Below are 13,617 nucleotides of genomic sequence, written 5' to 3'. Positions count from 1 at the left end.
CCGCGCACTTGCCTTGCACATTGAAATTCAAGGGTGTTTCCGAACCGGAAATGCCCTGACAAGAAACAACAAACCAGAAACTCTGGCCAGACACTCTGGAAGGAAATACCCGTGATCAAGTCCGACGCCGTTGAGCGCCTCCGTGACCTTGCCAAATCCCGCATTCTCGTGCTGGACGGCGCGATGGGAACGGAGATCCAGCTTTTGAAGCTGGACGAGGCGGCCTATCGCGGTGCGCGCTTTGCCGACTGGCCGAGCGACGTGAAGGGCAACAACGATCTGCTCAGCCTGACCCTGCCCGATGCCATCCGCCAGATCCACGTCGATTACCTGGAAGCCGGCGCGGATATCGTGGAGACCAATACCTTCTCCTCCACCACTATCGCGCAGGCCGATTACGGCATGGAGGAACTGGCCTACGAGTTGAACCTTGAAAGCGCGAGACTTGCGCGCGAAGCCTGCGACCAGGTGACCGCAAACGATCCCTCGCGGCCCCGGTTTGTCGCAGGTGCCCTCGGCCCGACCAACCGTACGGCGTCGATCTCGCCGGACGTGAACAACCCTGGCTATCGTGCCGTAAGTTTTGACGATTTGCGCATTGCCTATGCGGATGCGGCGCGCGGCCTGATTGCCGGTGGCGCCGATATCCTGCTGGTGGAAACCATCTTCGACACGCTGAACGCCAAGGCCGCGCTGTTTGCCATCGACGAAGTGTTCGAGGAAACCGGCAAGGCCCTGCCGGTGATGATTTCCGGCACGATCACCGACCTTTCCGGCCGCACGCTTTCCGGCCAGACGCCGGAAGCGTTCTGGAATTCGGTCCGCCACACCAATCCGGTCAGCATCGGCCTCAACTGCGCGCTCGGCGCGAAGGAAATGCGGGCCCATGTGGATGAGCTGGGCCGCATCGCGGACACACTGGTCTGCGCCTATCCGAACGCGGGCCTGCCCAATGAATTCGGCGAATATGATGAAAGCCCGGAGCATATGGCCGGACTGGTCGGCGAATTCGCCTCGGCCGGACTGGTGAACATCGTCGGTGGCTGCTGCGGAACCACGCCGGCGCATATCCGGGCGATTGCCGAGGCCGTCGCGGACACGAAACCGCGCGAGATCCCGAAAATCGAGCGGCATATGCGGCTTTCGGGACTCGAGCCATTTGTGGTCACGAAAGAAACCAACTTCGTCAACGTCGGCGAACGGACCAACGTTACCGGCTCGGCCCGCTTCCGCAAACTGATCAAGGAGGACGACTACGCGGCCGCGCTGGAGGTTGCCCGCCAGCAGGTCGAGAACGGCGCCCAGATCATCGACGTCAACATGGACGAGGGACTTCTGGACTCCGAGGAGGCCATGGTCACCTTCCTCAATCTTGTGGCCGCCGAACCGGATATCGCCAAGGTGCCGGTGATGATCGACAGTTCCAAATGGAGCGTGATCGAGGCCGGTCTCAAATGCATCCAGGGCAAGGGGGTGGTGAACTCCATTTCCATGAAGGAAGGCGAAGAAGCCTTCATCGACCAGGCGAAACTCGTCCGCCGCTACGGCGCGGCCGTTGTGGTGATGGCTTTCGACGAGCAGGGACAGGCCGACAGTTTCGAGCGCAAGACCGAGATCTGCGCGCGTTCCTACAAGCTGTTGACGGAAGAGGTCGGGTTCCCGCCGGAAGACATCATTTTCGATCCGAATATTTTCGCGGTCGCAACCGGCATTGAGGAACACAACAACTACGGCGTCGACTTCATCGAGGCGACCGGCTGGATCCGCGAGAACCTGCCGCATGCGCATGTCTCGGGTGGCGTTTCGAACCTGAGTTTTTCGTTCCGCGGCAACGAGGCCGTGCGCGAGGCGATGCATTCGGTGTTTCTCTACCATGCCATCCAGCGCGGAATGGATATGGGCATCGTCAATGCCGGTCAGCTTGCCGTCTACAACGATCTGGACAAGGAGCTGCGCGAGCTGTGCGGTGACGTGGTACTGAACCGCCGCGACGACAGCACCGACCGCATGCTGGAAGCAGCCGAGCGCTGGAAGGGCGAGGGCGGCCAGAAACGGGTGGCGGATCTCACCTGGCGCACCTGGGACGTTGCCAAACGCATGGAACACGCGCTGGTGCATGGCATTGCCGACTACGTGGAAGAGGATACGGAAGAGGCACGCCAGTCCTTCGACCGGCCGCTGCACGTGATCGAGGGGCCGCTGATGGATGGCATGAATGTGGTCGGCGACCTGTTCGGGTCCGGCCAGATGTTCCTGCCGCAGGTGGTCAAATCCGCGCGCGTGATGAAAAAGGCCGTTGCTTATCTGATGCCCTTCATGGAGAAGGAAAAGGAAGAGCTGGGGATCACCGGTCATTCCTCGAATGGCAAAATCCTGATGGCGACAGTGAAAGGCGATGTGCATGACATCGGCAAGAACATCGTCGGCGTCGTTCTCCAGTGCAACAATTTCGAGGTGATCGACCTGGGTGTAATGGTGCCCGCCGCGAAAATTCTTGAAACCGCACGGCAGGAGAAAGTCGACATCATCGGGCTCAGCGGTCTGATCACTCCGTCACTCGACGAGATGTGCCACGTTGCCGGCGAGCTGGAGCGGGAAGGCATGGACCTGCCCTTGCTGATCGGCGGGGCGACGACGTCGAAGATCCACACTGCGGTCAAAGTCCATCCGAATTACCAACGCGGGCAGGCGATCTATGTCACCGACGCCGGGCGCGCGGTGGGAGTTGTCTCCAAGCTGATGAGCGAAGGTGGCCGAGAGCCTTATTTTGACGATATCCGCGTCGAATACGCGGACATCGCCGAAAAACATGCCGCCGGCCGGGGCGCGCAGAAGCGCAGCCCGCTTGCCGTGGCGCGCGAGAATGCCTTCAAATCCGATTTCTCCGGCAAACCTCCGGTGGCGCCGCTGAAACCGGGCAGGACGGTGTTCGAGGATTATCCGCTGGAAGATCTGGTGCCGCTGATCGACTGGACGCCGTTCTTCTCCACCTGGGAGATCAAGGGCCGCTATCCGGCGGTGCTGACCGACAATCGCTACGGTCCGGCGGCCAGGGCGCTTTACGACGATGCGCGGCGGATGCTGGACGAGATCGTCGAGGGCAAGCTCCTGACCGCAAAAGGCGTTGCAACCCTGTGGCCGGCCAATGCGGATGGTGACGACATTCGTCTCTTCACCGACGAGAGCCGCTCCGAAACGCTGGCCACGCTTCATACGCTGCGTCAGCAGATGGAACGGAACGCGGGCGGGCGGGCGAATGTTGCCCTCAGCGACTTTGTAGCGCCGCGGGGCAGCGGCATAAACGACTGGATCGGCGGTTTCGCGGTGACCGCGGGCCATGGCGAAGACGAACTCGCCGCGCGCTATGCGCGGGAAGGGGACGACTACAGCAAGATCCTCTCACAGGCGCTCGCCGACCGGCTCGCGGAAGCCTTCGCGGAAAAGCTGCACCAGATCGTGCGCAAGGACCTTTGGGGCTATGCCGCCGACGAGGCGCTTTCCAATGAGGATACGATCGCCGAGAAATACCAGGGCATCCGTCCAGCCGCCGGTTACCCGGCCCAGCCGGACCACACCGAGAAGGACACGCTGTTCAAACTGCTCGATGCGGAACGCCTGACCGGCATTCAACTGACGGAAAGCCGGGCCATGCTTCCGGGATCGTCGGTCTCGGGTCTCTATTTCAGTCATCCGGACAGCCACTATTTCGGCGTCGGCAAGATCGAAAAAGACCAGGTGGAAGATTATGCGGCCCGCAAGGGATGGGATCTGGCCTATGCCGAACGCTGGCTGGCCCCGATCCTGAATTACGATCCCGCCCGCATGGAGGCGGCCGAGTAGGCTTTTTTACCTTCTGCAAGCTGGAATTTTCACGGCCTTCCGCGGATTACCCCCGGAAGGCCGTTTGTTTTTGGCGTGAACGCCGCTGATGTAACGAAAATAATACGAATTTTGGGCAATATGCACCAAGTGCGCTCTGGATAAGTGCACAATGTGCACCTATATATAAGAGATAATGTGGTGTGCGGGAAACCCGGCGCACCTGAGAGGAGATTGAAATGAACGTCTACACTGCAAAATTTATTCTGGTACAGCACCGTCAGGACTTCAACCGTGACCGCCTGCCGTGGTTGCCGGCGCGGCTCTACCGCAGCTTTCGCGAAGCGCTCCCGAACACTCAGGAGTCCAAGCAGGCTTCCTGAGTTCAGGGCCGAGCTACACTGGCCCCAATAAAAGGAATACGCCCCCGATTAGACGTTTATCATGCTCCCGAGCGTCTACTCACCTGACTACAAGACCCGGCTTCGGCCGGGTTTTTTGTTTTGGTCCACACTTAAGCTGGAAACAGCTTGCAAAGCTCCGCGTGTCCGTTTGGGTGGATGGTCACGACCCGGCTGCCGGCTTCACGTCGCAGCCAGCCCTTGTCCTGGAACCGGTCGAAAAGCGCTGCCCCGAGACTGCCGGCAAGGTGGTTGCGCCGTTCGCTCCAGTCGAGACAGGCGCGGCAGAGTGGGCGGCGGGTGGCGCCGAGGGCGTCCAGATCGATGCCGATCGTGGAGACGAAGTTCCTGCCGCCTTCGGTCAGCCCGAGCCCGCCCTTGTCCGTCGAGACCACCAGAAATCCGCGGGTTTGAAGACTGTCGTACATCCGCACGGCCAGATCGCCGGCGAGATGGTCGTAGCAGACGCGGGCGGCGCGCATTGCCGGGTCCTTCGGGCCCGTGCGGGTGCGCAAATGGCCCTTTCGCGCCGCAAGACCCATGAGCGCTTCCACAACCGTGCCGACCTCCGGACCGGCGAGGGTGAAATACCGGTGCCGGCCCTGTTTGGCCTGGGTCAGCAATCCGCCTTCCATCAGCTTTTTCAAGTGAGAGCTGGCGGTCTGTCCGGTAATCCCGGCCTCGGTGGCAAGTTCCGTTGCCGTCAGAGCTTTGCCGCTCATCAGTGCACTGAGGATGTTGGCGCGGGCGGGATCGCCGATCAGCGATCCTATGCGGGCAATGTCCGGGCCATCTTTCATGGACAGGTCGCCTTCACGGATAGTTGGTCTTTCATGGTTCGATCCTTGTCGAAGCATTCCTGCCGCAGACCATGGCACATGGAACAGGTCAACGGCAACGGAAAGGCATGACCGTCATGATCACCTGTTTCATCCGCTATCACATCGACCCGGCGAAAAAGACGGCCTTCGAACAGTATGCCCGCAACTGGGGTCAGGCGATTCCCCGATGCGGGGCGGATCTGATCGGCTATTTCGCTCCGCATGAAGGTTCCTCCACCCTGGCCTACGGGGTCTATACCATCCAAAATCTGGCAGCTTATGAGGCCTACCGGGCGCGGTTGGCCGCCGATCCGCTTGGGCAGGAAAACTACGCCTTCGCGCAATCGGAAAGATTTATCTTGCGGGAAGACCGGACCTTCCTGAAACTGGCGTCCGCACCGCATGCCGGTAAAGAGAGCAGTCGATGATAGCCGTGATATTCGAGGTCATTCCGCATGCTGACAAGAAGCAGGCCTATCTCGACATGGCCGCCGAGATGCGGCCCTTGGTCGAACAGATCGACGGATTCGTGTCCGTTGAACGGTTTCAAAGCCTGACAGACCCGGAAAAACTCCTGTCCGTGTCTTTTTTCCGGGACGAAAAAGCGCTTGATGAATGGCGCAGCCTGACCCAGCATCGCATGGCGCAAAAGGCCGGGCGGAGCAGTTATTTCAGGGACTACAGGCTCCGCGTGGCACATGTGCTGCGCGACTACGGCATGGAAGAGCGGGACCAGGCGCCTGAAGACAGTCGCGCCGTGAACGGATAAACCAGCTCCATGCAAAACCGCTCTTTCGAATTTGCCCTGCTGGGCTTGCTCGCCCTTTTGTGGGGATCGTCCTATTTCTGGATCGCGCTTGCGTTGCCGACAATTCCGCCGGCGACGCTGATCGCCGTCAGGGTGCTGTCCGCCGCCGTCGCGCTTCTGGCGATCATGGCAGTACGGGGCATCCGGATGCCGCTCGACGCCCGCAGTTGGCGCCTGTTCTTCATACAATCGCTGGTCAACAGCACAGGGCCCTGGCTGCTGCTGGCGTGGGGACAGCAATATGCGGGCACGGCGGTCTCCAGCGTGCTCAATTCCACCTCGCCGCTCTGGGTGTTCGTCTTTTCCTGGCTGCTGATGGGCGGTGCACAGCGCCCGGGGTTTCGCCCGCTTGCAGGAGTGCTTCTCGGTTTCGGGGGGATTATCCTGATCGTGGGTGTCGGTGCGCTGGAGGATCTCGGCAAGAACCTAATCGCCCAGCTCGCAGTCCTGTCGGGTGCGGCGCTGTACGGCATCGCGGCGCTGCAGGGCAGGCGGTTTGCCGGAATGCCGCCAATCGTGACCGCCACCGGAACGCTGATATGTTCCGCGCTGGTGCTCGTGCCGTTCAGCCTGGTAGCCGAGCGTCCCTGGACGCTCTCGCCGGATGCTACCGGTGTTGTCGCGGCTCTGGTCCTCGGCCTTGTCTGCACGGCGCTGGCGTTTCTGATCTATTTTCGCCTGCTTTCGACACTGGGGGCAATGGGGACAGCCAGTCAGGCCTATCTGCGCTCCGGGGTCGGGGTCTTTCTGGGAGTGGTGTTCCTGTCGGAACGGCTGGAGCTGGAAACATTCGCCGGAATCTGTCTTGCCATTTTCGGTGTTGTTCTGATCAACTGGCCCAAGAAAGACAATTCGCGAGTCACGCCCGATGCGGGCAAGGAGGTGCCATGAGTGTTCTGACTGTCTATGAGGCCGGGTCCCGGCCGTCGCTAAAGGCGAGTTCGGAGTATTTTACCGGAACGGTGTGGCAGGATCCGGTGATCCAGGCGCCGGCGCCGGCCAGTCTGCGCGCCCTCAAGGTGACTTTCGAACCCGGTGCGCGCACCAACTGGCACACACATCCGTTTGGGCAGACCCTGCAGATTCTGGACGGTGCCGGGTTCATTCACGTCTGGGGTCAGGAGAAACTTTCCATTCTGCCGGGCGACGTGATCTGGATACCACCGGACGTGAAACACTGGCACGGCGCGGGCCCGACGACCTGTCTGGTGCATATGGCGATGCAGGAAGAACGCGACGGCAAGGCGACCAACTGGCTGGAGCCGGTCGATGAGGCAACCTATGCCGGAGGGATCGAGGCGCGGCGGTAGGCTGTTCGGGTTCCGTGAGACCGTCCGAGCGTCGACACGAAAGCAAATCCCATGAAAATCGCAATTGCCGGTGCGGGGATCGGAGGGCTTGCGGCTGCCATCCTGATCGAGCGCCTCGGACACGAGATTTCCGTCTTCGAGCAGTTTCACGAACCTGCGCCGGTCGGATCCGGGCTGATGATCCAGCCGGTCGGACTGGAGATGTTGAGGCTTGCCGGTGTTGCGGAGGCGGTTCTGGCGCATGCAACGCCGATAGCGCGGGTGCTCGGTCATTCCGCGTCAACCGGCCGGCGGGTTCTGGACGTCTCCTACGGCAGGATCCCGGGTCTGGGCATTCACCGCGCGTCACTGTTTTCCGCCCTTTATGAGAAAGCCCGCGGTCTGGGTCTGGCCTGGCATTGCGGTCATCAGGTAAGCGGATTGAAGGACGGGCGGCTTCGGTTCACGGACGGGTCGGTCTCCGAAAAATTCGATCTTGTGGTCGATGCGTCCGGTGTCAATTCCGTGCTGTCGCCTTTGAAGGCGCGCGCGCTTGCCTTCGGTGCTGTCTGGGGAACGGTTGACTGGGTGCCGGGCGTTCTGGCCGAGGACCACCTGTCGCAACGCTACCGGCGGGCCGACCGGATGATCGGCGTGCTGCCTGTCGGGCGGATGCCCGGCAAGGACACGCGCAAGGCGCCTTGTTCTGGTCGCTCAAGGCCGATGGCCATGCTGAGTGGCTGCGCCGGGGATTGCGGTCCTGGAGAGACGAGGCCGTGTCGCTCTGGCCGGAAGCCGGGCCCTTCATCGACCAGATCACCGAGCCGGACCAGATGACAATGGCGCGTTACAGCCATGGGTCGCTCAGAAAGACCTGGGGAGAGCGGATCGTCTTCATCGGCGATGCGGCACATCGTGCCAGCCCGCAGCTCGGGCAGGGCGCCAACATGGCGCTTCTGGATGCGGCAGTCCTGGCACAGGCCCTTGAAACGTTGTCGTCTGACCAGGCGCTGCCGGCCTATGGCCGTGCCCGGCGCCGGCATGTCGGCGTCTATCAGGCGATCAGCGCCATGTTCACGCCGGCCTATCAGAGCGAGAGCAGGTGGTTGCCGGTACTAAGAGACAATGTTCTTTTTCCGGTGAGCCGCGTTCCGCCCATGCCTGCGCTGCTCTCCCGCCTGATCTCGGGGACGCTGACGCCGTCCGGTGCGCCCTGACGGGTGTCAGGAAGCAAGCCGGCAGCATTCCATCCTCGCGGTTCCAGACATGCGCGACTGCCGGAGCCAATCCATCGGATCGCGCTGTGTGACCTCACAATTGCAGTCGAATTGGCATCGGAAATTGCGCAATGCACGCTGATCGCAGCCGTAGGTGCGACGGAAGTGGGTCAGACGAGTGTGGTGGTCACAAAGGCAGCCCCGCAAACAGGGATGCCGCACGTGATGTTCTGAGGGGTGCAACGGGGGGGCGGGCCATTCCGAAACGTTGCAAACGCAGGGCGATGTCTTTTTGAACCAGATCAGAGCCGCCTAAAGCTTCGGGGCGGGTGACATCGACCGACCGCAGTAAGTATCCCGGACAGGGCTCAGGTTTACCCCAGACGGCACTCTGGCGATTTCGCGCTTGTTTGCGCCATTTGCGGGGAGCCGTCTACCTGTCTTCTCCAAGCGGCAGCCTGACTTCGGCTTCCAGCCCGCCTTCCGGCCGGTTGTTCAGCGCGATGCTGCCGCCGTGGCCATGAATGATCGACCGGGTGATGGCGAGACCAAGACCAATGCCGCCGGTTTCCTCGCTGCGTGATTCCTCAAGTCTGACAAAGGGTTCGAAGACGTCCTTCAATCTGTCTTCAGGGATGCCGGGACCGCTGTCGCGGATGCGGATCACGGCTTCCCGACCTTCTCTGGCAGCAAGCACCGAGACGGCATTGGCGTAACGGATGCCGTTTTCGATCAGGTTGCGGAACGCCCGCTTCAAGGCGACGGGACGGCATGGCAGCACAATCCGTCCATCCGTCTCTACCGTGCAGTCCTTGCCGAAATCCTGCTGGTCGCCGGCAAGCGCCTCGAGAATGGCGCCGAGATCGGCGTTCTCGGCCGTCTCCGTATGGGCTTCGTCCCGCGCAAACCTCAATGCGGCCTCGGTCATCGCGGCCATTTCGTCGAGGGTCTCGATAACCTTTTCGCGGTTTTCGTCGTCGTCGATGAACTCCGCGCGCAGCCGCAGGGACGTGATCGGGGTGCGCAGATCGTGGCTGATGGCCGCGAGCATGCGGGTCCGGTCCCGGACAAAGCGGGTCAGCCTGTCGCGCATGTCGTTGAAGGCGGATGTCAGCGCCCGGACTTCACGCGGTCCGCTGGGTGTCAGCGGTTCCTGCTGCTCGCCGCGGCCGAATTTCTCGGCACTGGCCGCAAGCTCCTTCAACGGACGTGTGACACGCCGCACGGCGAGGCCGATAATAACGACCGACATCAGGGCCGTCAGGCCAAGCTGGACAAGAAGCGGGATGAAGGCGCCGGCCGGTGGCCGATAACTTGTCGCGGTGTTCAGCCAGCGCCCGTCGGTCATCTGGATTGAAACGGACAGATCCTCCGGCTTCTTCATGATCCGGCGCAGGTTCTGAGGGCGTTCCCCGGGAGGCACGGACCGCCAGCTCGCATTGTCGTCCTCAGGGGCTTCAAGCCTGCGCGGGCCGCGTTTTTCGTCCGCGTGAATGTTCACATGGACGATCTGACCGTGATCGAGATCCCTTTTCATATAGTCCTGCAAACGCTGTTCGAAGCGCGATGCGCCCGGCTCGGGCGCCAGCGGCGTCTTGCCTAGCCAGAAGACGGCAAAGCGGCTGCTGCTGGCCTCCAGTATCCGGTCCTGCAGGGCAGGTGGTGTGTCCTCCATGAGTTCGGCCAGCGAAACGGAGCGGGACAGCAGGTTGTCGCGGGCCGCGGCCACGAGCGCGATGCGCCGTTCATCGGCGAAGATCCAGATGCTCAAGGCCTGGGCGACCACGATGGCCAGAAGAAGCAGCACGATAAGTTGGGAGGCCAGTGTGCCCGGCCACAGCAAGGAAGGGGCCCTGCGGAGAAGCGATCCGAAAGTCATTCGGCTTCGCCCTTCACATCCGCCGTGAACATGTAGCCGCCACCCCAGACCGTCTTGATCAGCGCGGGGTCCTTCGCATCGGTCTCGATCTTGCGGCGCAGGCGCGAGACCTGGTTGTCGATAGAGCGGTCGAACACGGCCGGAGTGCGCCCGGTCGTCAGGTCCATGAGCTGATCTCGATTGAGAACCATTTTCGGCCGTTTCAAAAAGGCGCAAAGCAACTGGAACTCACCGCTGGACAGCGCAACCGACGTGCCGTCCGGGTCCTTGAGCTCCCGGCGGGAGACGTTGAGCGACCAGCCGTCGAAATACAGCAGTTCCTGCTCGATCGGGTCGCGTTCGCGGGGTGCCAGCGACGTCCGGCGCAGCACCGCGCGGATGCGGGCGAGCAATTCGCGCGGGTTGAACGGCTTGGTGACATAATCGTCTGCGCCGATTTCAAGGCCGATCACCCGGTCCGTGTCGTCGGCCATCGCCGTCAGCAGGATCACCGGCATGGCGCCGGTTTCGACCAGGTGGCGGCACAGCGACAGGCCGTCCTCTCCCGGCATCATGATGTCCAGGACCACAAGGTCGACGGACGCGGCCTTCAGGGCCTTGCGGGCGTGGGCGGCATTTTCAGCGGTCGTGGCGCGCAGGCCGTTCTTGATCAGATAGCGGGCCAGTGTCTCGCGTATGTCGCGATGGTCGTCCACCACCAGGATATGCGGGCTCGGATCGCTCATTTTCGTCTCCATACGAGAACACCCTGCATTGCCTGGATTCTTTATGACGGCAGGTTGATCTCATTGGCCGCGCCGGAAAGTATCTTGCGAAGCGACCGATCTGTTTGTTTCTACGGTTAAATAGCAGTCTGAACCTAATGGTGCCTATGGAACTTGTAACAAAGTATGTCGGGATGGCCCAGCGGGACAGATGGCGACACTTCGAGCCGGTTTGAAGGGTATTCCTGCGACAATTGCCACCTACCTTCAGCTCATCAACGAACCAAGGAGTTGTTGGAATGAAACCGTTCAGGAAAATTGCAATTGCCGCTCTGGCTGCGAGCGTCGCGGGCGTCGCACTGACTGCCGGTCTGCCTGCTTCGGCCCAAAGCGGGTCTGCAAACGGGGACGGGGGCAAACAGATGCAACAGGCCGCCGGCGAACGTTTCGCCCATATGGGCAAGCGCGGCGGACGTGGTCACGGAGCCGGTCCGGGTGGCCGCCGACATGCGGAGCGTATCTTCGAGCGTTTCGATGTGGATGAGGACGGCGTGATCACCGAGGCGGAAATCTTGGAAGTGCGGACTCAGGGTTTCCAGTCGGCCGATACGGACGGCAGCGGAGATATCAGCCTGGAGGAATTCAAGGCTGAATTCCTGATCCGCTCCAACGACCGGATGGTCCGGGCGTTCCAGTTTGTGGACCGTGACGGCGACGGTACGGTCACGCAGGCAGAGACCGATGTTGTAGCCAACCGTCTGTTCAAGATGATGGACCGGGATGGAAACGGCACCGCTGAACGTGCGCGCGGCGGCAAGCGCGGGCATGCGGAAGGGCATGGGTCTGACGAAAGAAAGCCCCGGGGAGCCATGGAAGGCCAGGGTGGCCCGAGGGACGACAAGGGTGGATCCAGGGCCGAAGCCCGCGGCCACGACGAGCGTGGCGGCCCGAGCGGAGGCCATCACGGCCGCGGCGGTCCGGGCCGGATGTTCCTTGGCCTGTTCGACACCGATGGTGACGGCGCTGTAAGCCGTGAGGATTTCGACGTCAAACGCGCCGAACTCTTCGCTCTGGCCGACACGGACGGCAGCGGGTCCTTCACGCTGGAGGAGTTCGGTCCGCTGTGGCTGAGCCTCAACGAGAACCGTGTCGTCGACATGTTCCAGCGCGCCGATGCCGATGGCAGCCTGGGCATCAGTGCGGACGAGCATGACAAACGCCTGGACAAGATGATGGAACGCGCCGACCGCAATAAGGATGGCGTCATCACCAAAGCCGACTTCAAGGGTGGCAAACACGGCGGAAAAGGCAAAGGCCGGGGCAAACACCACCGCGGCTGATGTTAAATATCCGGCCCCACACGTGGGGCCGGAAGTTCACATGCAAGCGACCCCCGACGTGGGAACGAAAAAGAGGGAGCCGTAACCGCGGCTCCCTCTCGTTTGTTTGTCCCGGTTTCATGTTCAGCCAATCCGGGCCGTTGATAATTCTGCGACGAGAAGAGATCAGTTCTCCTTTTCAGCAGGCTGGACCTTGGCGAGAACGGAGGGGACCAGTTTTTCTGAAAAGCCAGCCGCGAAGCTCCAGATCAGCAACTTGCACAATTCTGAGTTCGGTACGAAATTGCCAAGCCGCAATCTTGCGGAAAGCGAGAGATCATCGGCGCTCGGGTTCAGTCTTTGCGCCAGCAACTCGACGAATTTATCCCTGCTGTCCGTATCCTTGAAAACGGATCTCAGGTTATCCAAAAGTGCCGGTGGTTCAATCACGGCGTCTCGCATGTCCAGTGAATTTCTCAATGCCAAAGAGAACTTTTCATCGAAAAGCGTCTTGGCAAAACCGACGTTTGGAAGTTCGGGAATGATGGTGCCCGCAAGAAGTGAGGATTCAAAGAAAAAGTACAACATGACTGCCGCGATCCCGCCGACGCTGATCCTGACCAGAGTGGATGCGTTACCGGTTTCCCTGAGCATATCTTCTATCGTTGCGCCGACCGTGTAGTTGTTGCGCGTTCCAGTGAGAATGCTGAAACTCGCTCCCAGCAAACCCGCGAAAAACGCAATTTCCAGACCGGCATATGTCAGAAATCCATATCTGTGCTGGGCGACCGCGTAAATCACGATCAGAAACAGGACCAGCAAACCGACGCTGATTGCGGATACCTTCGTCGTATAACGTTCCTTGATCTTGCGGCAGTAGTAGCGCTGGGCATATTTCCAGTGCACTTCGTTCAGAACCTGCTCCAGCAGGCTTCTGAGAGCAATTACATAGGGTTGAGACCATGCGGAAGGTGCTTCCCATTCGACCTTGTCGTCTTTGAATTCTTCCGTCAGTGTCGTGTTCATCTGTTTGAACAGTCTGAAATTTTCCGGCGATACCCTTTCCAGGGAGGCGATCTGGGTGTCCAACTCAGATTGCAGGGAAGCCGCAGGCCGTACATGGGCCAGACGCTTTTCTACCTCATATGCGTCATTCCAGCTGAATTCCTTTTTGCCGAGCAGTTCTTCAATAGCTTCGTTGTAGGCGGCAAGATGCTCAGGAATTCCATTTGGTTGTATTTTTGAGACGTCGAGAGTGACCCTCAGATTTTGTCTGAATTGCTCCAGCATATATTTGTTTTCAGATAGAGATTTATTCTTTTCGAAGACATTTTGACTCTGATTTGTAAATTTGATCATG

The 13,617-nt window shown here is 60.7% G+C and carries 13 protein-coding genes; 9 read left to right on the top strand and 4 right to left on the bottom strand.

Translation table 11 applies throughout. From position 1 onward, the window contains the following. Positions 1–111 precede the first annotated feature (111 nt). Together metH and OA90_RS28595 are read left to right on the top strand one after the other, a co-directional pair. Positions 112–3,840, top strand: a complete 3,729-nt coding sequence (metH, locus tag OA90_RS16220; RefSeq protein WP_068414011.1) for a methionine synthase — start codon at positions 112–114, stop codon at positions 3,838–3,840. A 218-nt stretch (positions 3,841–4,058) separates the two neighbouring features. Further along, the gene (locus OA90_RS28595) at positions 4,059–4,202 is read left to right on the top strand and encodes a hypothetical protein (RefSeq protein ID WP_156510530.1); all 144 of its coding nucleotides are present in this window, start codon (positions 4,059–4,061) and stop codon (positions 4,200–4,202) included. A 131-nt stretch (positions 4,203–4,333) separates the two neighbouring features. Here OA90_RS28595 and OA90_RS16215 read toward each other — a convergent pair whose 3' ends face one another. Further along, a complete protein-coding gene (locus OA90_RS16215; protein WP_068414008.1) occupies positions 4,334–5,020 on the bottom strand; it encodes a winged helix-turn-helix domain-containing protein in 687 nt (228 codons plus the stop codon). 116 nt (positions 5,021–5,136) lie between these two features. Between OA90_RS16215 and OA90_RS16210 the strand changes: the two genes are divergently transcribed. Genes OA90_RS16210 through OA90_RS29795 form a run of 6 tightly spaced genes read left to right on the top strand, consistent with a single transcriptional unit; the run spans position 5,137 to position 8,355 of the window. Then, a complete protein-coding gene (locus tag OA90_RS16210; protein ID WP_068414148.1) occupies positions 5,137–5,469 on the top strand; it encodes an NIPSNAP family protein in 333 nt (110 codons plus the stop codon). Continuing rightward, positions 5,466–5,810: an antibiotic biosynthesis monooxygenase gene (locus OA90_RS16205; RefSeq protein WP_068414005.1), complete on the top strand. Its 345-nt coding sequence runs from the start codon at positions 5,466–5,468 to the stop codon at positions 5,808–5,810. Before OA90_RS16210 ends, OA90_RS16205 begins: the two co-directional genes overlap by 4 nt. 9 nt (positions 5,811–5,819) lie before the next feature. Further along, positions 5,820–6,740, top strand: coding sequence for an EamA family transporter (locus OA90_RS16200; RefSeq protein ID WP_068414003.1), 921 nt, complete (start codon positions 5,820–5,822; stop codon positions 6,738–6,740). Continuing rightward, entirely contained in the window at positions 6,737–7,159 is a 423-nt protein-coding gene (locus OA90_RS16195; protein ID WP_068414000.1) for a cupin domain-containing protein, read from the top strand. Before OA90_RS16200 ends, OA90_RS16195 begins: the two co-directional genes overlap by 4 nt. Positions 7,160–7,210: 51 nt before the next feature. Continuing rightward, entirely contained in the window at positions 7,211–7,975 is a 765-nt protein-coding gene (locus tag OA90_RS16190) for an FAD-dependent monooxygenase (protein ID WP_199823731.1), read from the top strand. Continuing rightward, positions 7,915–8,355 (top strand): FAD-dependent monooxygenase, encoded by a 441-nt coding sequence (locus tag OA90_RS29795; RefSeq protein WP_279625820.1) that lies wholly within the window; start codon positions 7,915–7,917, stop codon positions 8,353–8,355. Before OA90_RS16190 ends, OA90_RS29795 begins: the two co-directional genes overlap by 61 nt. A 433-nt stretch (positions 8,356–8,788) precedes the next feature. Here OA90_RS29795 and OA90_RS16185 read toward each other — a convergent pair whose 3' ends face one another. Both OA90_RS16185 and OA90_RS16180 read right to left on the bottom strand, forming a co-directional pair. Then, a complete protein-coding gene (locus tag OA90_RS16185) occupies positions 8,789–10,234 on the bottom strand; it encodes an ATP-binding protein (RefSeq protein ID WP_068413997.1) in 1,446 nt (481 codons plus the stop codon). After that, positions 10,231–10,959, bottom strand: coding sequence for a response regulator (locus OA90_RS16180; protein ID WP_068413993.1), 729 nt, complete (start codon positions 10,957–10,959; stop codon positions 10,231–10,233). The genes OA90_RS16185 and OA90_RS16180 overlap by 4 nt, the downstream gene beginning before the upstream one ends. 278 nt (positions 10,960–11,237) lie before the next feature. Between OA90_RS16180 and OA90_RS16175 the strand changes: the two genes are divergently transcribed. Next, positions 11,238–12,278 (top strand): calcium-binding protein, encoded by a 1,041-nt coding sequence (locus tag OA90_RS16175; RefSeq protein WP_068413990.1) that lies wholly within the window; start codon positions 11,238–11,240, stop codon positions 12,276–12,278. Positions 12,279–12,443: 165 nt separating this feature from the next. On the opposite strand, the gene OA90_RS16170 is transcribed toward OA90_RS16175, so the two are convergent. Beyond that, positions 12,444–13,616: a hypothetical protein gene (locus OA90_RS16170; RefSeq protein WP_156510529.1), complete on the bottom strand. Its 1,173-nt coding sequence runs from the start codon at positions 13,614–13,616 to the stop codon at positions 12,444–12,446. Between the last annotated feature and the right edge of the window lies 1 nt (position 13,617).

Source organism: Labrenzia sp. OB1 (genome assembly GCF_001624695.1).
Lineage (GTDB): Bacteria > Pseudomonadota > Alphaproteobacteria > Rhizobiales > Stappiaceae > Roseibium.
The sequence above is the reverse complement of the archived record's forward strand: the minus strand, read 5'-3'. Positions and strand labels throughout refer to the sequence as shown.

Excerpts from the sequence above, each read along its gene's own strand:
- OA90_RS28595 (WP_156510530.1), top strand. The coding sequence starts at position 4,059 with ATGAACGTCTACACTGCAAAATTTATTCTGGTACAGCACCGTCAGGAC.
- OA90_RS16215 (WP_068414008.1), bottom strand. The coding sequence starts at position 5,020 with ATGAAAGATGGCCCGGACATTGCCCGCATAGGATCGCTGATCGGCGAT.
- OA90_RS16210 (WP_068414148.1), top strand. The coding sequence starts at position 5,137 with ATGATCACCTGTTTCATCCGCTATCACATCGACCCGGCGAAAAAGACG.
- OA90_RS16205 (WP_068414005.1), top strand. The coding sequence starts at position 5,466 with ATGATAGCCGTGATATTCGAGGTCATTCCGCATGCTGACAAGAAGCAG.
- OA90_RS16200 (WP_068414003.1), top strand. The coding sequence starts at position 5,820 with ATGCAAAACCGCTCTTTCGAATTTGCCCTGCTGGGCTTGCTCGCCCTT.
- OA90_RS16195 (WP_068414000.1), top strand. The coding sequence starts at position 6,737 with ATGAGTGTTCTGACTGTCTATGAGGCCGGGTCCCGGCCGTCGCTAAAG.
- OA90_RS16190 (WP_199823731.1), top strand. The coding sequence starts at position 7,211 with ATGAAAATCGCAATTGCCGGTGCGGGGATCGGAGGGCTTGCGGCTGCC.
- OA90_RS16185 (WP_068413997.1), bottom strand. The coding sequence starts at position 10,234 with ATGACTTTCGGATCGCTTCTCCGCAGGGCCCCTTCCTTGCTGTGGCCG.
- OA90_RS16180 (WP_068413993.1), bottom strand. The coding sequence starts at position 10,959 with ATGAGCGATCCGAGCCCGCATATCCTGGTGGTGGACGACCATCGCGAC.
- OA90_RS16175 (WP_068413990.1), top strand. The coding sequence starts at position 11,238 with ATGAAACCGTTCAGGAAAATTGCAATTGCCGCTCTGGCTGCGAGCGTC.
- OA90_RS16170 (WP_156510529.1), bottom strand. The coding sequence starts at position 13,616 with ATGATCAAATTTACAAATCAGAGTCAAAATGTCTTCGAAAAGAATAAA.